Genomic DNA, 24,986 nt, shown 5'->3' with positions numbered 1-24,986 from the left:
GTCCAAATCCTTGGCCAGCAGGCGTGAATAGTAAAAACGCTTGCTTGCGGTGTCATTCTTAAATTTGTTCTTTTCGGAAACACAGCTACCGGATAAGAAAATTTATGTTTGCAGATGCATCTTTTAAAATTATCGATTTCACTAAGTTTGTTGTTGTTAGTTAAGTGTTTCAAACAATCTATCGAATTGTCAACGCTTAAAATTTCAGAAATTGTATCATAAATTCCCTTCTTTTTCAAACTAAAATATAAATCTCAGACGCTTTTGCTTAACGCCATTTCACTTCTTACCAATACATCAACGCTATCTGGTGCGCATATTGACTTTCCGCACATCAGTGGCCAATGTGGAACAAAGCCCTTCGGTGTTGATGTGGAGTTGTTTGATGGAATATTTGCCTGCTTCCCGGTCGGTGAGTCTGGCCGAACTCAGACACAGTCCTGATGCCGTCCTTGTGCAGGCAGGCTTGGGGCCGGTCGCGATTCTTGAGCATGATCGACCAACAGCATATATACTTTCGCCCCATGTCTTCCAGGCGATGCTGGAGCGTCTTGGTTCTGACCTGCGGCTGGCAATACAGGAAGGGATTGCCAGCGGTCCATCGATTCCAGCCGAGTTGGTGTTTGCGCAACTGAATACTCGTTATGCGGATGACGATGTTGCATGATGGCAATAGAAGGTAAATATTTTATCTGAATTACATAACACCAATAATATCCCCTGTTTTTTGAATGAATTCGATCAAGCGTCGTTCGTCGCGTTGCAACGTGGACAGCATGGCCCGGGCTTCGTCGGTATAGCCGGCCCAGGTCAGGACGACAACGACGGTTGCCGTGATATGCGTTTGCAGGTGGACAGACTCCATCGCTTGCAAGGGACTTTCATAGGTTTTCAGACGCACCGGATCGGCCATGGCCTGATGAATTCTCTGGCCGGTAGGGCACTGGGTATGGAGCAATATTTGACTGATGCCGGCATCACGAGGATCCTCGACAAATTTTCGAATTCTGTTTCCCCAGTTCTGAATCCCGGCCACCATCTGTGAATAGGTTATCGATGGCAGAGTGGCCATGCGTGTGGGTATAGGTTGGTCGGTCGCCCGGTTCAGAATCAGATCGAATGCCGAAGGCATCAAGTCGATCAATTCCCGACTCATGCGGCGGATGCCATCCCGGCGGGCAAGAATCATTTTGCGCAGTTTGTCCAGTTCAACAGGTGTCAGACCCCGACTGCGCAAGGCATTGATCACTTCGACCTCTACAGCCAGTGAGGCGTGAAAATGCTTGTGGGCATCATTCAGCTTGTGGACAGGTTCAAGGTGCAGAATGGGCCAGAATATTCCGTCATGCCGGGAAAATGCCTGTCCAAGGGTACAGGTTATGAAATCACCTGCCTTCTTGGCATACTCCCAACGCAGGGCACCATGCTCCAACACCTTGAGCATGTGTTCCTGGTAGCGTTCCAGCCATTGACGATGCGCCTGGATATGACTGGCCAGCAGGCTGCCAATGTGTACCGGTGAATGTTCCGTGGGGGGGAGAGGGGCACGATTTTTCATCAAGTCGCGAATGGCTTGCATCTGATTCCGAATGGTCGTGCAGGCATGCCGCAAAAGTTGCCCGGTCTCCGGATTCTGTTTGCCCTGCTCCAGGGAGAGGGTTCCCATCCGCACCTGCGAACAAATGTCATGATGGCGTTGCGAAAGGGCCGCAATCCCGTCCACCGCAAAAAAACCGGAAAATGGCATATCGAGCGGAAACCGCACAATCTTGCGCTCATCAAAAAATGGGGTACCCGATTTTTGGAACTCCATCAAAGCGGTTTCGAGACATTGATACCAACGCAAAACAGCTTCCAGTCCATCCACGGGTTGCAAAAACATCTCCATGGGTGGAAAGGTCAGCACTGAGAAGCTTTGTGTGAAATCATTGCGAAAAGCCGCCATTCTGCCCATGGCTTGCCAAGGATCCCTCGATTTTTCAGATGTCACGTTCGCCATTGCCAGCATCCTTGTATGACAACATTTATTAAATAATTTAAACGCAAGATCAATCCTGAATAATAAAATTCATTCAAAAGATCGAAATACTGAGCCGATCCTACCCGTTTCAACAGGTGAAAGTCCAGAATTATTTCAAGGTTGCTTGATGCAATGGGCAGGGCAGGGCAACCGTGCCATGTTTTCAAGACTTGTTGTCCATCTCCCCTGCCACGATTTCATGCATTTTTTCCCGCAAAAGATCGATTATGTCGTTTTTGTTGATTTTTCCCAGTTTGATATCCTCAGCAATCTGCCCAAGAATCCAACTGAATTTGACATAGGCTGCGGCACTGGTCATGTTGCCGGTGGCGATTGCACCGGCTTGCCGGGCAACGAGACCGCTTTCATAGATCGTGGTATCCGTGCCATGTCCCGGAAATGGACTCGTGATGATCACCGGCTTGTGCAAGCCGACGGCCTTTTTGATGAGCGGAATGAATGAATAGCCGTGTTCTTCTTCATAGGGTACATTGCCGGCCCCGAAGGATTGCAGAACAACCCCCTCGCAGGCGGGATTTTCTATCGATTGCATGAATAATTCGGGGCGCAGGCCTGGGATGAGGGTCAACCATAATATCTTGTTGGAAAACAGGACTCGAATATCACCGGGACCATGCCGCCGGTCAGGTCTGCGGATTGCGGAGGGGGTCAGCTCAATTTTTTCCCCAATGTAGCCAATCGGATGAAAAGCCGGTGATTCAAAGGCATCGAATCGTTTTTCATCTTTTTTCTGGACCCGACAGCCACGAAAAATGGCGTCACCATAGCTGATGACGACCTCGGCCAGATCATCGATGGCCACCTGGCAGGCACGCAACAGATTGATGCGGGCATCCCCATGCAAGATATTGGGAATGGTCTGGGCACCGGTGAAGACAATCGGACGATCCAGGTGTTTGCCAAATACAAACGCCAGTGCCGATGACGAGTAGTGCATGGTGTCGGTACCATGCGCGATCACAAACCCGTCATAATCATCCGAAAGTCTTTGCTGGACGGCATGCGCCATTCTGCCCCAATCTTCCGGGTTCATGTTGGTGCTGTCCTTGTTCAACAAATGTACGAAATCATAATCCACCAGATCGGCAAGCTCGGGGGCGATGCGCAAAAAATCGTCCGCATGTTCAGGCAGGTGCAATCCCCTGCCCGGGGTATGGATCATGCCGATTGTGCCGCCCGTATAGATCAGGCAGATTTTTTTTCTGTCAGCCATGCAGGTTGGGCTTGAGGGTGTGAAAGTCCGTGTGGCTCTGAAAGGCTCCGGCAGCCTGGAACAGACGTTCTTCCTGGAGGGGAGGGGCCACGAGCTGGAAGCCGACCGGCAGGTTGTCCCGGGAGAGGCCGCAAGGCAGGCTCATGGCTGGCAGGCCGGCAAGGCTGACGCCCAGGGTGAAAATATCGAAAAGATACATTTGCACCGGGTCATCGATCAACTCGCCCAGGCGAAATGCCGTGGTCGGCGTGACCGGAGTCAGAAGCAGATCGACACTTTGGAATGCCTTGTGAAAATCATCAGCGATCAGGCGGCGGGCTTTCTGTGCCTTGCGATAGTAGGCATCGAAATAGCCTGCCGACAAGACGTAGGTGCCCAGCATGATGCGCCGTTTGACCTCGGCACCAAAACCTTCCGCCCGGGTGCGCATGTACAGGTCGCGCAAATTTTGTGGTTGTGCGCAACGGTAACCAAATTTGACCCCATCGTAGCGGGCCAGGTTGGAGGAGGCTTCGGCGGTGGCCAGTATGTAATAGGTCGGCACGGCCCATTGCGTATGCGGCAGGGATACCGGAACAATTTTGGCACCCAGATGTGAGAATACATCCTTCGCCTGATCGATGGCCCGGGAAATCCCTTCATCCAGTTCGGCGGGAAAAAATTCTGTCGGGATGCCGATCCGGATCTCTTTGACGCCCAGCGCCAGGGCCGCCGTATAATCGGGTACGGGAGCCGGGGTGCTGGTGGAGTCCAGGGGATCATGGCAGGCCAGAATATTCATCAACAGGGCGGCATCTTCAGCGGTTTGGGTCATCACCCCGGCCTGGTCGAGGGAGGAGGCATAGGCAATGATGCCGTAGCGGGAGATGCGGCCATAGGTGGGTTTGATACCGGTAATGCCGGTCAGGGCGGCGGGTTGTCGGATGGAGCCGCCCGTATCCGTGCCGGTGGCCGCGATGGCCATCCCGGCAGCCACGGCGGCAGCCGATCCACCCGACGAGCCGCCGGGCGAACGGGCCAGATCCCAGGGATTCCGGGTTGCTCCGAAATGGGAGGATTCGGTTGACGACCCCATGGCGAATTCGTCCATGTTCGCCTTGCCGATGATGACCGCCCCGGCCTCGCGCAGGAGCCGGGTCACTGTGGCATCGTAGGGGGGGACAAAATGGGCGAGCATTTTGGAGGAACAGGTGGTCGGCAAATCCCGGGTGCAAAAAATGTCCTTGTGAGCAATGGGAATGCCGGTCAAAGGGGTGAAGGAACCCTGTGCCCGCATTTGATCGGCCTGTTCTGCCTGCCGCAGTGAGCCGGCACGATCCACCGTCACGTAAGCCCGTATTTGCGGCTCCAACTGCTCGATTCTGGCCAAAACAGACTGCACGATTTCGACCGAAGTGACCGAACCCTCTTCCAGCAGAGTGGCGGCTTCGTACAGGGAGAGACTCCAGAGATTTTCCTTCCCTGGTGTGGAACGTCGAACAAGCGTGGACCTGAACATGGGACCCTTGACAATGTCGGAATATTGAACAATTTCCACAAAATACCCCAAGGTTATCCCATCCATACCCTGGCCGCAAGGATCTCTTTGGCAAGTGTGGTGCTTGCTGCCTTGGGTCATTTTGCGTTACCGTGATCGGGTATTCTCGGATCGACCGAAAAAAATCATGGACATGCAGGTTGGGTTGGATTCCGGTCTGGACACGTATTCTGCTTTGATGGTGAACCATGGACGTCTTATTGGATATTGCGGAACCGGGAGCAGCCCCGAAACCCCATGCTCCCCGCCCGGAAGAGCAGCGCCGGGTGGTGGGAATCGATCTGGGGACGACGTTTTCCCTGGTGGCGGCCATGGATCTCCAGGGGGTTCCGACCTGTATCCCGGATGCAGCCGGTGTGGCCTCCCTGCCATCTATCGTCCATGTTGGGAACGATGGGCGCTTTCTGGTCGGCAGCGAAGCACGCAAAATGGCGGTCGATTTTCCAGAGGATACCATCATCTCCGTCAAGCGCTTCATGGGTCGAGGTCTGGCCGATGTGCCGGGCGGGGGGTATCAATTGGCAGCCGGGGACGGCGGCATGGTCAAATTTTTTGCCGGTGGCCTCTGGCTGTCGCCGGTGGAAATTTCGGCCAAAATTCTCGACGCCCTGAAAAAACGGGCTGAATCAGCCCTGGGTGGCACCCTGTATGGTGCTGTTGTCACGGTGCCGGCCTATTTTGACGATGCCCAACGTCAGGCGACCAAGGATGCCTGTCGTCTGGCCGGTCTGGAGGTGTTGCGGCTCGTCAATGAACCGACCGCTGCCGCCCTGGCTTATGGCCTGGATCAAGGTCGGGAAGGGGTGTATGCCATCTATGATCTGGGAGGCGGCACTTTTGATATTTCAATCCTGAGGCTGACCCAGGGTGTGTTCCAGGTCCTGGCCACCGGCGGCAATTCGGCCCTGGGCGGGGATGATTTTGACCGGCGTCTGGGCGATTTGTTTTTGAAAGAGATGGGCGTGACCACGCCAACCCCGGGTCTGTTGCAGGGCGTGCATCAGGAAGCCCGTCGGGTCAAGGAGGCCTTGACCCTGGCCACCACAACCCGGGTCGCTTTGTCCCATGCCGGGGGTCCTCCCTATTCCCGGGAAATCAGCCGGGCAGAGTTTGACGCCCTGACCCTGGATCTGGTGCGGGCCACCGGGGTTCCCTGTCGGCGTGCCTTGAAGGATGCAGGTGTGACGCCGGATGAACTTCAGGGTGTGGTCCTCGTTGGAGGCTCGACCCGGATGCCGATGGTGCGAACCTTTGTGGCGGAGTTGTTCAAACGGGAACCTTTGGTGGATTTGGATCCGGATCAGATCGTGGCCCTGGGCGCGGCGATCCAGGCGGACCTGCTGGCCGGCAGGCAGAGGTCGGATGTGTTGCTGCTGGATGTCACGCCCTTGTCGCTGGGTCTGGAGACCATGGGTGGTCTCGTGGAAAAGGTGGTGCCTCGCAACAGCCCCATTCCGACCGCCCGGGCGCAGGAGTTTACCACCTTCAAGGATGGGCAGGGGGCCATGGCCATCCATGTGGTCCAGGGCGAGCGGGAGACGGTCGATCAATGCCGCTCCCTGGCCCGCTTTGAACTGCGCGGCATTCCGCCCATGGTGGCCGGCGCGGCCCGCATTCGGGTGACTTTTCAAGTGGATGCTGACGGCCTTCTGACCGTCTCTGCCAGGGAACAAACCACGGGTATCGAGCAATCCATCGCCGTCAAACCCTCCTATGGTCTGGGGGATGGGGAAATCGAGCGCATGCTGCGCGAAGCCCTGGAACATGGCGAGGCCGATCTCAACCAGCGCCATTTGCGCGAGGCCCGGGTCGAAGCGGAACGGGTCCTGAATGCCCTTCTGGCAGCCTTGGCCACGGATCGGCATCTGTTGAGCGAAACGGAATTTCAGGGTATCGAAACGGCCATGACCGCCTTGCGCGAGGCCATGGGTTCGGATCAACAGCGGACCATTCAGGAGCGCATCCAGGATTTGGACAAGGCCACCACCTTTTTTGCCCAACGGCGCATGGACCACAATATCAAGTCCGTCATGACCGGTCGGCAATTGACGGACTTTGAATAGGATATTCTGCAATGCCCAAAATAACCTTCATGCCCATGAATCAAACTGTGGAAGTGCCAGCCGGGACTTCCCTTCTGGAAGCTGCCCACGAACACGACATTCCTTTGGAAGGGGCCTGTGAAGGGTCACTGGCCTGTTCAACCTGTCATGTGATTGTGGATCCGGCCTGGTTCGACCGTCTGGATGCGGCATCTGAAGACGAAGAGGATGTCCTGGATGAGGCGTTTGGCCTGACGCCAACCAGCCGTCTGGCCTGTCAGGTCGTCGTGACCGATGCCTTGGACGGGTTGCAGGTGACGGTTCCGGCCTACACCGTCAACATCAGCGTCGATAAAAACAGGAAGGGATCGTGACATGGCGCACCCATTCAAGTGGACCGATGTCACCGACATTGCCATCGCCCTGACCGAGACCAGACCGGATGTGGATCCCCTCAGCGTGCGCTTTACGGATCTGCGCCAATGGATCCTGGATCTGCCCGGTTTTGCGGATCGTCCCGAACGGTGCAACGAAAAAATTCTGGAGGCGATTCAAATGGCTTGGCTGGACGAGAAGGATTGAACCCGGGTCAATTTTTCCGTATGGCCAAAGGCGATTTTGATTGATCCGACCGTTCAGGATACGGATGCGGGACCCTGGAGGTGCTTTCTTTGGTGAGACGGGTCTTCAAAGCTCCATAAATTGGCAAACAGTTTCTGCATACGGGTAATGCCGACAATTCGCCAGTCTCTTCCCATGGACCGGGCCGTATCATTCCAGCAAAGTTCGCTCAATGTGATCAACGGTGGAGGTTCGCCTTGTTCCAGCCGCAGTTTATCACTTTGCAGTTTTAAAAGTTCATCCATGGTTGGTGCATGAATCGCGGTCCATTGGCATTCCAGGTCAATGTACTGACGATACAAAATTTCATGGGTGCGTGCCATGCGAGCCGTTCCGACGACCAGGTCAAGAAGGGCAAAGATGGAGACGATTCCTCCGAAAACGATGATGGCCACTTTCTGACTGAACGATTCTGTCAATAAATTGATGACTGCACTGGATCCAGAAAAGAGAACAACGGCATTGGTGACAGAATTCCAGCGATCAAAAAACATCATGCGTCTTTGGTGATAGCGGACGGATGTACGAAGATCAAAGCCAAAACCATCCCATCTCTCTACCAAGAACGATTGCTCATGTGTGTTGATTTCGGTTGGCATGTTTTCTTACCCCTTCTTTTTTGGAGGAGAAGGTGGAGGAGGAGATGGTGGTGGAACAGGCAATCTAACGGGGGATTGTTTTTTTTCCCAGCCATTTTTGAAGGAATCATTACTGACGGAAGTTGGCACTGACCGGGTTGGTTTATCTCCTGGCTTTGTTGTCATTATAATTCCTTTTGGGGATTATTTATACAGGAAAGAGTCATGGTTAAAATGATAATCAAGGATTTGTTTTTAATGTCATTTCCAACACCCGGATCGCATCCCCGATTTGTTCCGGATCATGGGCATTGGCCCCCGGGGAGATGAGCGCCCCGTGGCGACGGCAGATATCCAGATAAGGTGCCATCGGCTCGTGGTAGGCCGGGTTGAGTTCCACGGCAATATTGCGTTCGGTGGCGCGGGCCACGATGGTTGCGAATAAATCCATCGGAAATTGCGTGATATAACGGTTGCAGACCCCGCCCGGATGGGCGATGGCATCCACCAGGGGATTGTCCAAAAGCCCCATGGTGGCGCGAAATTCGACATCGACGGCCTGGGTGGGATTGCGATAACCGGAGCGCCAATCTCCCTCCGGAAAAGCGTGAACCGCCCCCAAAATAAAGTCTGCTTCGCGCAGCATGGATTCCGTCAGATCCATGGAACCCGCAAAATCCATGACCGGCACCTCCAACCCGAGACGGATATCAATCTTGCCGGCCCAAAGTTCTTGCAGGTGGCGGATTTCATCGACATAACGGGAAAACCAATCCCCGCCTCCAACCAGTTCCTCCTCGGTATGTTCCGTAAAAATCAGCCGTTCGATGCCCAAGTTCACAGCATGCCGAACCACCTCCGCAGCCGGGGCCGAGCCATCTGAATGGGTGGAGTGGACATGGTATTCCCACAAAGGCAGGGGAGAGACCAGCCGGGTTGCGGAGAGAAAAAAATTTTCGTTCAAATGGGGACGCATGCCTTGGACCTGTTTGTTATTCTGTGTCGTGATCTGCTCTGGTATCAAATATTATTTTTCAAACAAATCAAGGATACGCCTACCTGCCTGCCTTCATTCGTGCCAGAGCCACCGGGTTTTGGACATAATCCTCGGGGATGAACGGCTCATATGCATCTTCTTGATTGTTTTGAATATTAAATCCCAATACTTCGTCTTCAATCTGGTCCCGCAGGGCCTTGAAGACCTCGATTGGCAAAAGGACATATTCATCCTTGCCATCCAATCCCTTAATGATTTGCAAGTTCATTTATAGACATCTCCCCGGGACCGAATCCGTTTCACCGCAACGATTTGGAGATCATCCTGCCGATCCTGGATAACGCGCCACTCTCCTGCACGCAAACGCCATAAATGGAACCAATCAAAGGCTTGACTCCAGCAACGAAGAATCCGGGTCTTGGCCAGGTTGCATGATTTTATCTGTGATACGCGACCTGTCCCTTGCAGAAAGACATTGCAATTTTCGTTTGGCTTCTCGACGGATGATGATTTCGTAAGGCATGATTATATATAGCAATTCAGGGTCGGATCCTGCAACCAAAAAAATCAGGCGAATCTCAAACAAGCTTGGCATGGATGACTGTCAACCTTCTCGGTTCGCTGCCAAATTCTCTCCTCAGCCGGGGTTGAGCCAACCGGGTGGGTGGCGTGAACGTGGTATACCCACGAAGGCAGGGGAGAGACCAGCCGGGTTGCGGAGAGAAAAAAGGGTTGTTTAAATGGGGATGCATGTCTTGGACCTGTTTATTGTAGTTTAAAATTTAAAATTCTTTGTATTGTTTCGATTTTAAAGCATATAACTTAATATATGTAATAAAAAATTGTATTGACAAAATGTTTAGATTAAGTTTACCTTATTAGTCTCAAATGCTTGGATTCATAAATTGAATCGTGAATGGTTTGATGTGTAATATACCCCAATCTTCCAACATGCCAATAGTAACCAAACAAGGGGAGGTTTGATTATTGAGTTAATAAATATGATCTTTATTTTATGTTGTTTTAGGTTAAGTATGAATTATACAGCGGGAGGAAATATATGGAAGCTTTTGAGAAAATCGTGGGATTGGTTGGTCATTATAATCCGTTGATAAGAGTTATATTAATAGTCACGATAGTTATGATTTGCGTATCTATTCTTAGTTTGATATTTTTTTATGATGAAGCGTCCATAGATAGCAATTTGCTTATTACAGAATCTCAGAAAAAATTTATTAAAGAGTGGAAAATTATTAATAAAAATTCGGATTATATTATGGATAGCGTGATAATGCAGGTACAGTTAACGAAGGGTGACAATATTATTTATGCTAACTTTAATATATTTTATAGTATTATTGCTATGAAAGATTTTGGGGAGGATGATGGGATGTTTACAGAGGAGTTTCATTCTGAAGAATCAAAAGCGGTAATTTCATATCTTGCCGGTTCCGAAAAAGAAGATTTTCAGTCTCCAGTAAGTCATAAGAGCCAACATCAGATAAAATATTCAGTTAAATTTGGAATCAAAAAAGGAGAAAAACGTTCTTTCGTTACTAGGGCAAGATATAGGTATGATTATCCTTTTGTTGATCATAGAAGTGGACATGGCTTGTTCCAAGATGTTCGTTCAAATCAGATTGATTTTTTCTATCCAACTGGACAGGATGTTATCAGATCATTAACCATTATGGTAATGTCAGAGGATTTTAGATTTCTTCAACCAGAGTCTACGGATGGAGCTTTAAGTAATGAAAGTGGGAGAAAGAATATTATTCCTATTTTACGTTCCGGAAATAGTGATGGAGCTATCAATAATACATTGATTTCTCAATGGAGCGATGTTTTGCCAGGGTATAATGCGGGATTGCTTGTACGTATTGGTGATTAAATAACAGCCTTGATCATCCTTTCGGTCACTCTATGTCTGCGCCTGAATAAAAATGTTTTCATTAAATTGAAAGAGTATATTAATATAATCTCAACTTTCGCAGTTCATTTCGGCCAGATTTTGACGTTGTGAACCAACGGGATCCAGAACAGGACTTGGCTGAGCAGCCTTGATCATCCATTCGACCAGCATGGTCGGGTGGATTGGGCGAATCACAAGATTCATGTTTATTTTCAATATTGTGTGTTCGTTATTATTCGGATCCGGGCATAGGGTGGCCGAAGAGATGATCAAGGCCGGAGGGGATATGCGACATGGATGATTCAGTGTGGGAAGAAGGATTTGAGGATGATCGTGACGATTCCGCCGACTGTGATTGCCATGCCCCACTTGAGGGGGGCCAACTCGATCTGCAAATCGCGCTTGGTGATGAGTTCATCCTGTGCTTTGGCAATAACGCGAATCACCTCCTTCGCCTGTGCAGGCTGGAAGCCGGCAGCTTTGAGACGATCAACCAGTCCCAAAGTGTCAAAGGTGACTGTGGCCATGTCCGTTTCTCCAAGTGCAATTGATGACTGGACCAGTATACCACAACCAAATCCTGATTTGGGGGAAATTTCGTTTGATACTCAATGCATCGCCATAACCGGAGCTTGATCACTTCCACGGCACAGCAAGGGGGAAGGGGCGGTTGGCACTACGCGATGATGAATTGGGCATTGTGCGATGGGATGCCATGGATCGGTTTGAGCGGAAATTTTTTCTCAGCAGGCCAGTCGGCACCCATGCAATTGATGATGTTTCAGAATGCGGGTGACCAGGTTGATGCGTTGGTGGAAGCTTGCTTGCAGGGCGCGTTCGCGGGGGGTGTGATCCCATTCGCCAAAGGGACCGAAGCCGTCCAGGCTGATCAAGCCGGCGGCGTGGGTCAGGTTGGCATCGCTGACGCCGCCCCGGAATTCGGTGGGCAGGGGATCGCCGGTGATGGTGCGCAAGGTGGCCAATAGGGCGTTTTGGCGGGCATCGGGTTCGAACAATTCGCGTTGAATACCGCCTGTCAGGGTGAGTTTGCCGCCCGGGAGGGGTGGGTTGGCAACGAGGTGATCCACGGCTTGCAGGACGCGCTGTTTTTCGGCTTGGCTGGCATAGCGGAGTTCAAACATAAGGGTGGCAAAGGGGCTGATGGTATTGACGCCGATGCCGCCTGTCATGTGGCCGATATTGAGGGTGGTTTGTTGCTGTGGGTTGGCCAGGTTGGCGAGGGCGAGCAAAGTATAGGCGGCAATTGTGTTAGCGCAAACGCCCGAAGCATAATCGTTGCCGGCATGGGCCGCCACGCCTGCAATGTGCAGGGTGAAGGTGCCGACTCCCTTGCGTCCGGTCACAATTTCACCGTGTTTGCCGGCGGCTTCAAAGACGAGGCAGAGGGCGTATTCCGGAGCGATTTGTTGGGTCAGGAAACGGGAGTCGTCGCTGCCGGTTTCTTCGTCGGCGACGAGCAGAATATCAATGTTGTGGATGGTGCCTTGCAAGTGATGGAGATTGCGCAAGGCTTGCAGGGCCACGAGCAAACCGCCTTTCATGTCGCAGACACCGGGACCGTGGACCCACTCGTCATCCATGCGAAAGCTGGTTGGGAAGTCGGGGGGGGAGACGGTATCCAGATGCCCCAGGAGGAGGATTTTTTGGCCGGAGGTGGTGGGGGCGCGGTAGTGCCAGTGGTGGCCGATCAGGGTTCGGTGGTGGATGTGGGTGGTAAAACCCAGGGATTCCAGGTGGGGTTGGAAGAAGGCTCCGACGGCGTCCACGCCGGCTTTGTTGGTTGTGTGGGAATTGATGCTGACGATGTGGCGCAGTTCGGAAAAGAAGTCCAAGGAAAACCTCCACAGAAGAAAATCAATATCAAATTAATTAAAAAAAACAAATGAAAGACTGGGAAGGGGGTCCAGGGGGAAGGGCTGCGCCCTTCCCCCTGGCGGGGTTTGGGGCGGAGCCCCAATAAAAAATTTTTATCCAATTTTTCAACTCATGAGTTTCATTATTCCCACTTGAAACCCATCTCTTCCAGACGTTTGATCCGTTCTGGCTCCAGGTCTCCTTTGGCACGTCGTTGGCGTTGGCTGGTCACCCAAAGTCCCAGTTGGGGATTTTCCGGCCATTCCACTGGCACGTCGCAATTGCCAAAACGTTGTTTATAGGCTTGCAGGGCCAGGAACAACTCTTCCTGGACCACTTGCTGGGGATCCCAGATGAACCCCAAGGGGTCGAGAAGGGCAATATGTTCTTGTGGCAGGAGGTTGCCTTTGTAGGCCTGACGCTGGGCGGTGACCCAACTGGCGAGTTTGGGATTTTCCGCCCAACTGCGTGGGACGAGGCAATGGCCGAATCGCCGGTGAAATGTTGTTAGCGCTACATACATTTCCCGCCACAAGGCCTCTTGCATGTCCCAGATGAAGCCCACGGCATTGAGACGCGCAATCCATTTGGGATTGAGATTGCCATTTTGATACGCCTTGCGCTGCGCCCCGACCCACCAGGCCAGATCGGGATTTTCCGTCCAGGGATCCGGAACGTTGCAATCGTTGTGCTTTTCACGATAGAGCATCAACAAGGCAAACATTTCTTCCCATAATATTTCCCGCGAATCCCAGGTGAATCCCAGATCATCCAGACGTTGTATCCGCTCGGGGGCCAGTTGCTCGCGGCGGTTGCTCAGGCGCTGCTGCGCCACCCAACGCGCCAGGGCGGGATTGTCCGGCCAATCCTTGGGAACCACACAATGGTTGCGCATCTTCTGGAATTGTTGCAGGGTGGCAAACATGCCTTCCCATTCGCCTTCCTCTTGATTCCAGAGAATGCCCAGGGCCGTCAGACGCTCCGCCCGTTCTGCCTCCAGGCGTCCAAGGGCCTGCTTTTTGCGTTGCTCCACAAGCCAGGGGCCAAGATCCGGGGCCTCGGGAGACTCCCTGGGCACATGAACATGTCCAAATTGATTGCGAAAACGCTCCAGTTCGACAAACTGGTTCTCCCACTCCCGCCGCTCGGGATCCCAGATGATGCCCAGGGAGTCCAACCGGGCTTGCCGGGTGGGATCCAGACGCCCGCTTTTCCACATGCGGCATTGCCGGGCAATCCAGTCGGCCAGTTCCGGCTGACCCGGCCAGGTGGACGGAAAAGGACCCTCGGTCGGCAACGACCGTTGCAGGGTGCGAAACAGGGTTTCCCAGGCATCGGCTTCCAGATCCCAGACAAACTCAAGTTTATCGAGACGCTGGCGGCGGGAATCGGTCAGACGCCCCTTGCGCAGGGCACGCCGCTGCTCTTCGGCCCAGCGACCAAGAGGCAGATCCGCCGGAAAAGGATCGGTGATGCGGGCATGCCCGGCAGTGGCCCGCCAGGCGGCCAAATGGGCGAGCATCCCTTCCCAGGCCACCTCCTCGGGATCCCAGATGAAGCCGAGAGCGGTCAAATCCGCCAAAGCCTCGGCAGTCAATTCATGTTTGCGCCACTTGCGACGGACCTCTGTCACCCAGACCGCCAGGGCAGGGTCTTCGGGGCAGGGAATCGGGACATCGGCATGACCGGTTTGTTCCCGGAAACGCATCAAATGTTCCCGCATCTCAGCCCAATGCGCCGCCTCTGGATCCCAGACAAAACCAAGCAGATCCAGGCTGGCGATCCGATCCGGTTCCAGGGTTTGGCTCTTCCAGTTTTTGCGTTGCTCAAGTGCCCAGCGGGCCAGTTCCGGGTCTTCGGCCAACACCTGGGGCACGTTGGCATCGCCCCGACGCTCCTTGTAAGCCAGCAAACGTTGACGCATCTGCTCCCAGCGTGCCCGCTCCGGATCCCAGATGAAACCTAGCCCGTCGAGGAGTTGCATGCGTTCCGGAGACAAGGCGTTTTTTTTGCGGAGCAGGCGTTGATTTTTGATCCACTGCTGCAAATCGGCGTCAAAACGATACTCTCCGGTAAGGTCGCCATGCTGTTCCCTGAGACCGAGCAGGGCACCATAATGTTGATCCCAGAGCGTCGTGAGACGGCGCATCAGAATGTCGGCCAGTTCCGGTGTCAGATCGCCGGGAACGCCGCCGGGATCGATGCGACCGATGCGTTCCATGAGAGTGGTCTGATCCCAGGTCCCGGTGCGGCCCAATTGGATTCTGGCCTGCCGCAACCGCCGCCGCAAATGGACATCCACATCGCGGATGGTTTCCAGAATTCGCCAGAAACCGGGCATGGTATCGGCAGTGATGCCCTCGGCCAGCGAGGGACCCGATACCACCGGCAACAACAGCCAACCGGGCGTACTCCTGCCGGGATCCGGGGTCCGGAAAGCCCCCCAGACCGCACTCCAGGTTTCCCAGGCATCCTTGCGCACCGATGGAAAAAAGACCGCCGCGTCTGCCGCTGGAATTCCCAAACCGGCAATCATGGCGCGATGACTGGCCAGGAGAGTCGAGCCGCCGGCTTCCCGAAAACTGGTCAGAATGCGTTGTTGCAAGGCTTCGGACATGGTGGCGTCGATGTAGAGACTCTGCCAGCCGGAGTCCCCGCCGATCAAGCGTGCAAATCCGCGGGCATCTTCCAGGGAATCATGAAACGTCAACACCTTGCGCACGCCACAGACCGCCAAGGCCCGTTGCAGATCGCCCCAGGGCGAAAATGGATCGGCCAGACCGACCAGCACGACCTTGATGGCCCGCCATCCCTCTTCCCGGGGGGGGGGATTGGCGGCGAGCGGCTCCAGAAGGCGACCGAAACGACTGGCATCCTCCAGGGTAAAGAGACGGCGTGACTCGCCGTCCCGATCCATACGGTCCGGATCGTGTCGGCTGGGAAGCGGGGCCAGGAACAGGCGCTTGGTGGCAGGCAGATCCCAGGCGGTTGTTTCCGGCTGCGAGGCCACGTTCCAGGCATCCTCGACAATGGCCAGTTCCGCCGGGGGCAGGCCCGCCAGGGCCTCGCGAACCAGGGGCAGAGAACCATGCGTCGTCAGCAGCACCCGGGTGCCATGGAAACGCCACCCCAGAAAGCGGCGCAAGGTTTCCGGCTTGTCCAACAAGGGAAAATCCAGATCCGTATGGCGCAACAGGGGATGGTCGGGCAACCGGGTGGTCAGGGGCTCCTGGCAGGCCACCAGAACCGAGAGTGTGGACCACTCGCCCTGCTCCTGCCAGGTGCGGATGATCGCCCGCAGGCGGGCCAGGGTTCGCACGAGTACCAGGACCAGTTCGGTCCCGCTGTTTTGCAGACAGAGACGCCGGAGCAGGGAACCTTCTTCCGCAATGCCCGGCAGGATGAGGGTATTTTTTTCCTGGGTGGCTTTGGCTTCGGCAACCTGGACCAGAATGCGTTCCTGGTGGAGCGGGATGATTTCCCGGTCGGTCGGCAGCCCGCCCCCCATGAACCAGCGGCGCAGGGTCTGGAAATCCTCGCCAGCCAGGCGTTCCAGATCCGGGCGGGCAATGCGCCAGAAATCGGGCCGGTTGTTCAGGGCAGTGGGCAGCTCCGCCGGTCCATTGCAGATCAGGAGCCGTTGCCACCAGGCCTCGGGGGTCTCTTCCAGAAAAAAGGCCAGATCCTTGCGTTGGGGAGGCTTGCGGTCGGCACGAAAGATGACCCGATACCCCACCCGGTCGCCCCAGGGTGTATCGATGCAGCCGTCCGGTCCGGGCGGTCCCGGTTCCACCGGCAGGCGCGGCTGGATTTCCTTGACCAGGACCAGGCGGCGGGTGGCCAGATAGGCCTCGGCAAACACCTCGAAAGCCGCCTGCTGTGCCCAGGGATCCACCAGAACGCTGATGCGGTCCTCCAACTGGGAAAAGGCGGTCAGGTCGTTGAACAGGCCCTTCTGGATAAACTCCCGCGCACGGGGGTGTTTTGGCTGCATGGGTGGCAATCAGCGTGGGGTGGCGTCAGGCAACCCCCCGTCCACGGGTATGGTCGCACCGGTGGTGGGGGTCTGACGGGTAGCCAGAAACAGGACGGCCCGCCCGACATGAGTCGCGGTAATGCGGGCCTTCAACAGATTGCGGCTGCGGTAATACTCTTCGAGACCCTGCTCGTCAAGTCCCCGGGCACGCATGCGATCCGGGCCGACGGTGGCCCACAGGCCGGAACGTCGCTCGCCGTCCGCAAAAACCGCATCGGGCGAGACCATGTTGACTCGAATGCCCAGTTCTGCCAGTTCCAGAGTGGCCACCCGGGCCAGTTGATGGGATGCGGCCTTGGTGGCGCTGTAGGCCCCGAACTGCGCCCCGGGGGCAAACACATTCTTGGTGGAGATCAGGATGATATCGCCGCCCGTCCCTTGCTGCTTCATGTGCTGAGACGTGGCGGTCAGCAGGTTGAGGGTCCCCTCGATATTGACCCGGGCCACCCGGCGAAAATCTTCTGGATCCATTTTGGCGAGCGGTGCCACATGGGCCAGACCGGCGTTGATCACGACGAGATCGACCCCGCCCCAGGTTTCACTGATCGTGGCAAAGGCGGCCCGGACTCCCGCCGGATCCGTGACATCCATGGGCACGCCCACGATGCGCCCGGCAAACTCCGGAGCCAACAGTCGCACCAGTGAGTCCAGATGGTCGCCAGGCAGATCGGTGGCGGCCACATGGGCACCCTGTTCCAGAAGAACCCGACAGATTCCCGAGCCGATGGCCCCGGCAGCCCCGGTCACCAGGGCCACGGTACGGGTCAGGGGGAGGGGTTGATGTTGTTGCAACTTGGCGAGTTGCCGGGGTTCGTACTCCATGTCGAAGAGGGCATCTTCCGGCAATCCGGCATAGGTTCCACCGGCGGCCACCAGATGTTTCACGGCCAGGGTGTGAAGGGTAATTTCCCGGGCGATATCGGCTTCCCGGGCATCGCCCCCCACGCAGACGACGCCCACCTGGGGCATGAGAATCACCCGGGGCAATGGATCAAATGGCTCGGTCCCGGGTGCGGCGCGTGCGGCATGGCGTTGCCAATAGGCTGTATAGGCCTCGGTGTAGGCCGCAATCCCGGCTACCAGATCGGCAGGATCCGGGCACCACAGGGGGAGGGATTTGGTGCGGATCAGGTGATCGGTGGTCAGGGGCGGGGTCAGGGCGATTTCCCGGGCATGCGGCACCTGCAATAATTCCAGGGTTGACTGGTCGTTCTGGACCCGCAGAATGACCCGCCGATGGGGTTGATCGGGATTGCCGGACGGGCGGGCCAGCAAACCCCGCAATCGTGGGGCGATTTCCCGATAGCGCTCACGGGAATCCAGGGGGTTTGCAGGGATTGGGCAGAGTGGTTTTTGGCGTTGTTTTTCCAGCCAGATTTCGGCCCGGGTGACGAGATCGATGGTGGCCTGGTAGGACTCTGCGGCGGTTGCACCCCAGGTGAGCAGGCCATGGTGCATCAGGATCATGCCCCGTTTGCCGGGGTGGGCGGCAAAGGCGGCATCTGCGGCCTTGGCCAGCGCAAAACCCGGATGCACATAGGGGAGGATGATGACGGCATCTCCCAGGGCGGCCTGAATGGCCTGGAGCGCATCGGTTCGATTGGTCAGGGCCAGGATGGCATCGGCGTGGGTGTGGTCGATATATCTGGGGGGCAAAAAGGCGTGCAACAAGGCCTCGATGGAAGGAGCCGGCGCATCGGCATCCAGGGCATGGGTGCGCAGGACATTGAGCATGGCACCATCTGCCAGGGCCGGCAACTGGCGCAATTGCTGGAGAAATGCCAGTTTCAGCCCGACATGACCTGCCGGGGAGATGGTGGCCAGATCCAGGCCGGATCCCTTGACGAACAGGACCGGCCTTTCCTGCCCCAACAGATCCGGCAGGGTGGTTTTGACCGAGGTGTTGCCGCCTCCGTGGAGAACGAGCTGCTCATTTTGTCCCAGCAGACGACTGGCATAGGTACGCAAGGCGAGGGGTTCACCCCAGCGTGAACCCCATGTGTGCCGGCACTCTGCCGCTTCCTGTTCCGACCAGCGATTGTCCATGTTTCTTCCTTGATGGGACGGCAGGCCAGGCTGGATCAGCCTTTGGCCTTCAGCGAGTTATAATAATTGAAGGCTTCTTCCGGTCTGATTCCTTCATGGACCACTTTGCGCACGGCCAGGATCATGGCGGTGGGGGCGTCGGCCTGGAAAATATTGCGTCCCATGTCCACGCCGGCGGCACCTTGCTGGATGGCATTGTAGGCCATGCGCAGGGCATCGAGTTCCGGTTGTTTTTTGCCACCGGCGATGACGATGGGCACCGGGCAGGAGGCGGTGACGGTTTCGAACCCTTCGGCCACATAGTAGGTTTTGACGTAGCTCGCTCCCAGTTCGGCGCAAATCCGGCTGGCCAGGCGCATGTATTTGGCATCCCGGACCATCTCCTTGCCCACGGCGGTGACGCCCAGGACGGGCATGCCATAGCGATTGCCCACATCGACGAGGCGGGTCATGTTGTGGACGGAGCGGGTTTCAAATTCGCCGCCGATGAACACCTGGACGGCCACTGCCGAGGCATTCAGGCGCAGGGCATCCTCGATATTCATGGCAATCTCTTCGTTGGAGAGTTCCTTGAGGATGCTCGGGCCGCCGCTGGCGCGCAACACGACGCCCCGGCTGAAGGTCGAGGGCATGGTACTGCGCAGGATGCCACGGGTACACATGAGGGTGTCGGCATGGGCCAGCAACGGGACAATATTGACATCCATCCGCTCCAGACCGGTGGTGGGTCCCATGAAATAGCCATGGTCCACGGCCAGCATGACGGTTTTTCCGGAGACCGCATCAAAAATATTGGCCAGCCGGTTTTGCATGCCCCAATCCAGGGCGTGGCATCCTTTGAGATGAAAGGGGCGGTTTTTGACCGGAATATCGAGATGGTAGTCGTGGATATCCTGGGTCCCTTCGGTGTCTGCCATGGGATGACTCCTCGTGCTGAAGGTCTGGAGCGAGTGTCGGGCCAGCCGTCAACTCGCGTGAACCCGTCACGTTACCAGAGCCGGCGCGACTTCTCAAACCCCTTTGCCTGACATCTGGGCAATCGCATTTGAATTCCAAATTTCTTTCAGGTAGCGATTGTGACTCCTTGTGTTGGTTGACCTCTGAATTTGCCTGGAAGCGCGGGCATCCGGTCCGCAAATGGCAGGGAGGATGCCCGCGATTCCAGGACAGTTTGAGACTGTACAATATTCCACGGCGTGTAAAACCTGTCTGATCAATGGCCGGATTTCAAATGCGATTGCACTGGCCAAACATTGTTTCAGGAGCGGGGATTCATGGGTGACACAGGATTGGCAGAATCAAGACGTCATTGCGGACCCTGACATGCAGTGGATTGCTGTTCGTATCGTCTGAAATTATTGGCACGTATTGTGCGGAATGATCTTTCGATTTGTTGCCGAATCTCCAGAGCTTCATGCTGTTATTCTGCCCACAACTGCCATGCCACCTTCTGGAATGGCATAATGTTGCTCCGTAAAATGTGACTGTGGAGAATACGTATCTGGCCCGGTCGGCGATGCAGGGGAATGGTGTGCCGTGTTCCCGGCAGGGATGGAAAGCCTTGTTGGATCGATTGATGGATCCCATTGTTGAATTCATGTGCAGCCGTTGCATGAACGGCCATGGTCGAAGGAGTGGTTCAAGATGGCATCCGAACCCACGGTAAGCGAATATTTTTTTCGGGAACGTCCAGAAGTGGTTCAGTGTGTTCCGGCATCGGCGCAGAACGTCCTGGATGTCGGCTGTGGGGCTGGTCTGCTTGGCAAGGAGTTGAAGGATCGAGGCATCAGCCGCGTGGTGGGTGTCGAGATCAATCCCGAGGCGGCGCAATTTGCCAGAAAATATCTGGATGTTGTGCATGCGGGTGACGTGACGAGCATGCCCCTGGATTTTTCACTGGGGGAGTTTGATGCCATTGTGTGTGCGGATGTTCTGGAGCATCTTGTTGATCCATGGGCGCTTGTGTTGCGTCTGAAGCCTTTTCTGGCACCCCGGGGTGTTCTCATCACCAGCATTCCCAATGTGCGCTATTTCGGCATGCTCCATGGTCTCGTGGAAGGACATTGGACCTACGCCGAGAGTGGCATTCTTGACCGAACTCATCTGCGATTTTTCACCATTCGCGAAATGCTCAACATGCTTGTCGCCGCAGGTTATCGGCCTGTCAGTGTTTTCGAAAATATCAACGAACAATATTCCGGACGGATCCCTGCCAGCTATCCGGCTGAATTTTCGAATGGACGCTTGTGCATCACCGGCTTGAATGAGTTTGAATTTCGAGACCTTTTTGTTTACCAATACATATTGGTGGCCGCCGGGACGTAACGGAGTCTATCTGGATATTTCTCCGGACGTCTCCTCATCAAAAACATCCTGCCATGTGCGGGCATCAATGGCCCGATCAATCCACTTGTCCAGGGTCTCCAGGTTGGCAGCATGAACTTTTGGTTCGACCCAGGCAGGCAGATTGGCGAGACGACGGCGCAGGATTCGCAGCAGCGTTGCAGCATTACCTTCCTGTCGTCCTTCCTGTCGTCCTTGCTGCAACCATTCTCTTGTCCATCCTTCAGCGGTTTCTGCCAACATGGTATGAACCTCCTTCAGGTCGTTCATTTCCGGGATGGTTTCCGGAATGGCGGGATTTGTTTTTGACAGTCTTGGCAGCAGGATTTGCCCCAGCCAACTGGCAAATGCCCGGCGCAGTTCTTTTTGTTCTGGACTTTTCAGCCAGGTATCCAATTCATGAACCACCTGCCGGACATCTTCCAAAGTGCGGCTTTTTTCCAATCTGAACAGTGCTGCCACCACATTGTGCATCGAACTCAATACATCATTCTGGTAGTGGTGCGCATCGATCAGCAGGTAGCGCATCCGGGGGCGGCAGATTTCCAGACCTGGGGGATACTCCTCAATCAGGTCGGCGACATCCATGGCGGCTGTCCACCGACTTTTGCCATTGTACAACACGATGGGGGCGACCGGGGGAAATTTTTGGCCGTGCGGAATTTTTCCGGATTGGCGCAGATCCTGATAGAGGAGTTTTGTATAGAGATCGGTGCGCAGGGCCATGAGGTCATCGACGGTGGATTGGGGTTCCAGGATCAGATAGATGTACAGCCATCTGTCTGTACCCTGCCAGCGGATTTTCCAGACCAGGTCATCGATGCGTTTGCGAAAATCATCGCTCACGTAGACCGGATTGACTTTTTCCAGGGTGGAAAAGTCCAGCCCTTTGATCCATTCATCATGGATAAAGCCGTTGATCAGGTCCTGGACCATTTGGGCTTGTGAAAACAGTTTGGTATAGCCGAGATCATGGGGATTCATGGGATATTATTACACTCACACCAGTGTTTTATTGGCAGGTTACACGTGAAACAGGTCCCTTCAATCAATTCAATTAAGCAAGAGTCTTTTGACCATTATTAATATTGGCATAATATATTCTTTATGATTAGCATCCAACTCCTTTAACACCTTTTCATAATTACCCACATACATCCCCATCTTTTCCCCAAAAGCCTCCGGCAGATCCAAAAAATTCGGTACCAAGGTTATCACAGCCTCCTCTGCAGTTTCTAGCGCATCCTCGCGCCGGCCAAGGTCAATCAATGTAAGGGATAGATTGTTGAGCGACTGGGCCAAATAAGGCAAAAATGCGTCAGGAAAACGCGCAGACAATTCACGATAGAACTGAACCGCTTCCTCAATAGCTTCCAGCGCAGCCTCGTGCCGACCAAGGGTACTCAGAAAGATGGACAGGTTGTTGAGCGACATGGCCAAATCGGGCAAGAATGCGTCAGGAAGACGTACCGACAATGCACGACGTATCTGGATCGCTTCCTCAATAGCATCTAGCGCTCTTTCGCGCCGGCCAAGGGCGTGCAATCTGTCGGACAGGTTATTGAGCGACTTAGCCAAATAAGGCAAAAATGCGTCTGGACGATGCTCAGACAATTCGTGACAGATCCGAACCGATTCCTCAATAGCCTCCAGCGCATCTTCGTGCCGGCCAAGATCACTCAAACTGTTAGACAGGTTGTTGAGAGAAGAAGCCAAAACAGGCAAAAATGTGTCAGGATGATACTCAGATAGTTCGCGGCGTATCCGAACCGATTCCTTAGCTGCCTCCAGTGCATCCTCGCGCCGGCCAAGGGCACTCAGAGAGACGGACAGGTTGTTGAGTGACGATGCCAAATCAGGTAAAAATGTGTCAGGGTGACTCTCAGACAATTCACGGCGTATCCGAACCGCTTCCTCAATGGCTGCCAGTGCATCCTTGCGCCGACCAAAGTCACTCAATCTTCCAGAAAGGTTGTTGAGAGACGATGCCAAATCAGGCAAAAATGCATCAGGATGATGCTCAGACAATTCACGATCAATCCGAACTACTTCCTCAACAGCCTCCAGCGCACTCTCCCGCTGGCCAAGGTTACCCAAAGAATTTGACAGGTTATTGGCTGCCCGTGCTTGCATGACAAGAAGGGATTCGTTGGTTTTGTCATCTGTGATCAACGATTTGACGCGACCCAATATTATCTTCTGAATCTTGGCGGCAAAAGTATCCAGGCCAAGGCTGTTGGGAGGCAGTTCCCGTTCAATACTCCACAGCATATCCAGGGAAATATTGGGATCCTCAATCAATCCACCAAGCCAATCGAAGGGTTTTTGGTACCCGGCATGAATAAAATCCTGGCCACAGCGAATCAGGGATGAGATACATTTTTTATCGGCCAAGGTATAGGCGCGTTGCACGGCTGCCGCAGCATCCACGGGGTTGTCACCACCCAGGGCAACCAGGATCAAGGCTTCCCCCATGATGTCCGGGCGTAGTGCATCGACGCCATTGTGCGGACCCGGCAAGGCCTGGTGCAATAGGTCGGCCAGGGTTCCTGGATCTCCCACCGAAGGGAGACCCAAGGCCTCCTTTTCTGTTAGCGCTACCGAACGTAGTTGTGCCTGATCCAAACCACCACACAAGGTGGCAAAGGCAGCCAAATGCTTTAAAAGCCTTCCCTGTTTTGGGTTTTCCGCAAACTTGGCAATACGGCCACTCTCCCACCCGGCCAAAGTGATGGCCATGGCGGCACGGGTTTTGGGCAAGGGGATTTTTTCTGCCAGCAAATATCCGGCCATCATGGCAAAAAGCGGTTCTCGCTGCCATTCCACAGCCTCGGGAAAAGGCAGCTCATTTTCCTTCTTCTCTGCCCCTGATAGTTGCACCATCCGGGTCATTATTTCTTCCCCTTTCTCAGGGGAGAGCATTTCCAAAGGTACTGGCCAGGGTGGATCAAACAGGTTTTTCACATCGGCATCTTCCCAGTGGCCAGAACCCACCAACAACGTTTTCCACCAACCGGCTACCTCTTCAGCTACCCGCTCCAGCAGCAAAATCCGTAATGGAATGGTTTTCTTGCTTTCTGAAATCTGCATCTGGTAAGAGGCCAATTGCTTCAGCCATTTTTGGATGAATTGCATGGGAGGCAGCATCGTCAATCACCGCCAGGGTTGGCCGGGACCAGCCACTCTCTCCCTGTGTTACCAATTTTTCCAACATCTCACTTGACAAAAACCCGGCATGCCAACCCTGTTTTTGTACGATCTGGACCAACTCCATGGCCAGACGAGTCTTGCCGCGCCCGGCATCGCCAATCATTCCCCGTACCGAGATGGGTTTTTTTCCCTCCAACCAGCCGTCCAGTTCTTGCAACTCACTTTCCCGTCCAATGAGCGGCAAAAATCGCGCCCGGGGATCCAGACGTTGCACACCCTGGGCATTTTTGAGGGTCACGAAGGGGGCAAGAGGCAGCTTTTTCCCCTCAAAATCCATTGACTTCAATGGCGTTAATATCTTGATTATCCTGGCAACAGGTTTGTCCAACTGGCCAAAAAAGACCGAATCATTGCCAGACTTGCGAACACTCCCCAACAGTCGCACGACGGAAAGGGCATAAAAAATCACCCGGTGGCCCAATAATCGACCCAGATTTTTCAGCCAATCAGGGGCAACGACAACACCCTGAAGATCGGATAATTGCCAAAGCCGGCTCCGTTCGCCAAAAAATTGTTCAACGGATTTGACCGGAGG

20 protein-coding genes are annotated in these 24,986 nt (G+C 54.6%); 7 read left to right on the top strand and 13 right to left on the bottom strand.

All coding sequences use genetic code 11. The features are described 5' to 3' along the window. The first annotated feature begins 385 nt into the window (after positions 1-385). Positions 386-667 carry a prevent-host-death protein gene (locus tag HQL65_04955; GenBank protein MBF0135568.1) on the top strand — a complete coding sequence of 94 codons (282 nt, stop codon included), beginning with the start codon at positions 386-388 and terminating at the stop codon, positions 665-667. A 30-nt stretch (positions 668-697) separates the two neighbouring features. Here HQL65_04955 and HQL65_04950 read toward each other — a convergent pair whose 3' ends face one another. The 3 genes from HQL65_04950 to gatA all read right to left on the bottom strand — a co-directional run bounded on the left by HQL65_04950 (position 698) and on the right by gatA (position 4,752). After that, entirely contained in the window at positions 698-1,999 is a 1,302-nt protein-coding gene (locus HQL65_04950) for a hypothetical protein (GenBank protein ID MBF0135567.1), read from the bottom strand. Positions 2,000-2,183: 184 nt separating this feature from the next. Beyond that, positions 2,184-3,254, bottom strand: a complete 1,071-nt coding sequence (locus HQL65_04945; GenBank protein ID MBF0135566.1) for an asparaginase — start codon at positions 3,252-3,254, stop codon at positions 2,184-2,186. Continuing rightward, the gene (gene gatA, locus HQL65_04940) at positions 3,247-4,752 is read right to left on the bottom strand and encodes an Asp-tRNA(Asn)/Glu-tRNA(Gln) amidotransferase subunit GatA (protein ID MBF0135565.1); all 1,506 of its coding nucleotides are present in this window, start codon (positions 4,750-4,752) and stop codon (positions 3,247-3,249) included. Before gatA ends, HQL65_04945 begins: the two co-directional genes overlap by 8 nt. A 227-nt stretch (positions 4,753-4,979) precedes the next feature. Here gatA and hscA point away from each other — a divergent pair, with 227 nt between their 5' ends. Genes hscA through iscX form a run of 3 tightly spaced genes read left to right on the top strand, consistent with a single transcriptional unit; the run spans position 4,980 to position 7,415 of the window. Next, positions 4,980-6,854, top strand: a complete 1,875-nt coding sequence (gene hscA / locus HQL65_04935; protein ID MBF0135564.1) for a Fe-S protein assembly chaperone HscA — start codon at positions 4,980-4,982, stop codon at positions 6,852-6,854. A gap of 11 nt (positions 6,855-6,865) precedes the next feature. Continuing rightward, positions 6,866-7,207, top strand: coding sequence for a 2Fe-2S iron-sulfur cluster binding domain-containing protein (locus tag HQL65_04930; protein ID MBF0135563.1), 342 nt, complete (start codon positions 6,866-6,868; stop codon positions 7,205-7,207). Position 7,208: 1 nt separating this feature from the next. Beyond that, positions 7,209-7,415, top strand: coding sequence for a Fe-S cluster assembly protein IscX (gene iscX / locus HQL65_04925; GenBank protein ID MBF0135562.1), 207 nt, complete (start codon positions 7,209-7,211; stop codon positions 7,413-7,415). Between the two features lie 53 nt (positions 7,416-7,468). On the opposite strand, the gene HQL65_04920 is transcribed toward iscX, so the two are convergent. After that, positions 7,469-8,053, bottom strand: a complete 585-nt coding sequence (locus HQL65_04920; GenBank protein ID MBF0135561.1) for a hypothetical protein — start codon at positions 8,051-8,053, stop codon at positions 7,469-7,471. On the opposite strand from HQL65_04920, the gene HQL65_04915 reads away from it, so the two are divergent. Next, complete coding sequence (locus HQL65_04915) at positions 8,052-8,270, top strand: hypothetical protein (protein ID MBF0135560.1); 219 nt, start codon at positions 8,052-8,054, stop codon at positions 8,268-8,270. The genes HQL65_04920 and HQL65_04915 overlap by 2 nt on opposite strands. Before the next feature lie 3 nt (positions 8,271-8,273). Here the strand turns inward: HQL65_04915 and HQL65_04910 are convergent, their stop codons facing one another. Next, positions 8,274-9,008, bottom strand: a complete 735-nt coding sequence (locus HQL65_04910; GenBank protein MBF0135559.1) for a PHP domain-containing protein — start codon at positions 9,006-9,008, stop codon at positions 8,274-8,276. Between the two features lie 79 nt (positions 9,009-9,087). Next, positions 9,088-9,297: a hypothetical protein gene (locus HQL65_04905; GenBank protein ID MBF0135558.1), complete on the bottom strand. Its 210-nt coding sequence runs from the start codon at positions 9,295-9,297 to the stop codon at positions 9,088-9,090. Positions 9,298-10,089: 792 nt separating this feature from the next. Between HQL65_04905 and HQL65_04900 the strand changes: the two genes are divergently transcribed. Further along, on the top strand, positions 10,090-10,920 hold the full coding sequence (locus tag HQL65_04900; protein ID MBF0135557.1) for a hypothetical protein: 831 nt from the start codon (positions 10,090-10,092) through the stop codon (positions 10,918-10,920). A 323-nt stretch (positions 10,921-11,243) separates the two neighbouring features. Here the strand turns inward: HQL65_04900 and HQL65_04895 are convergent, their stop codons facing one another. From HQL65_04895 to lsrF, 5 genes are all read right to left on the bottom strand, one after another. Continuing rightward, the gene (locus HQL65_04895) at positions 11,244-11,468 is read right to left on the bottom strand and encodes a DUF1640 domain-containing protein (protein ID MBF0135556.1); all 225 of its coding nucleotides are present in this window, start codon (positions 11,466-11,468) and stop codon (positions 11,244-11,246) included. Between the two features lie 216 nt (positions 11,469-11,684). Then, entirely contained in the window at positions 11,685-12,794 is a 1,110-nt protein-coding gene (locus HQL65_04890) for a M20 family metallopeptidase (GenBank protein MBF0135555.1), read from the bottom strand. A 164-nt stretch (positions 12,795-12,958) separates the two neighbouring features. Then, complete coding sequence (locus HQL65_04885; GenBank protein ID MBF0135554.1) at positions 12,959-16,810, bottom strand: helicase associated domain-containing protein; 3,852 nt, start codon at positions 16,808-16,810, stop codon at positions 12,959-12,961. Between the two features lie 9 nt (positions 16,811-16,819). Further along, the gene (locus tag HQL65_04880) at positions 16,820-18,898 is read right to left on the bottom strand and encodes a bifunctional aldolase/short-chain dehydrogenase (protein MBF0135553.1); all 2,079 of its coding nucleotides are present in this window, start codon (positions 18,896-18,898) and stop codon (positions 16,820-16,822) included. A gap of 35 nt (positions 18,899-18,933) precedes the next feature. Then, a complete protein-coding gene (lsrF, locus tag HQL65_04875; protein MBF0135552.1) occupies positions 18,934-19,815 on the bottom strand; it encodes a 3-hydroxy-5-phosphonooxypentane-2,4-dione thiolase in 882 nt (293 codons plus the stop codon). 727 nt (positions 19,816-20,542) lie between these two features. On the opposite strand from lsrF, the gene HQL65_04870 reads away from it, so the two are divergent. Then, positions 20,543-21,223, top strand: coding sequence for a class I SAM-dependent methyltransferase (locus HQL65_04870; protein MBF0135551.1), 681 nt, complete (start codon positions 20,543-20,545; stop codon positions 21,221-21,223). 6 nt (positions 21,224-21,229) lie between these two features. Here the strand turns inward: HQL65_04870 and HQL65_04865 are convergent, their stop codons facing one another. Continuing rightward, entirely contained in the window at positions 21,230-22,225 is a 996-nt protein-coding gene (locus HQL65_04865) for an Rpn family recombination-promoting nuclease/putative transposase (GenBank protein MBF0135550.1), read from the bottom strand. Between the two features lie 69 nt (positions 22,226-22,294). After that, positions 22,295-24,388, bottom strand: coding sequence for a tetratricopeptide repeat protein (locus HQL65_04860; GenBank protein ID MBF0135549.1), 2,094 nt, complete (start codon positions 24,386-24,388; stop codon positions 22,295-22,297). Positions 24,389-24,986 lie beyond the last annotated feature (598 nt).

The sequence above is a fragment of the Magnetococcales bacterium genome, assembly GCA_015228935.1.
GTDB lineage: Bacteria > Pseudomonadota > Magnetococcia > Magnetococcales > DC0425bin3 > HA3dbin3.
This window is presented reverse-complemented; position numbering and strand designations above follow the sequence as displayed.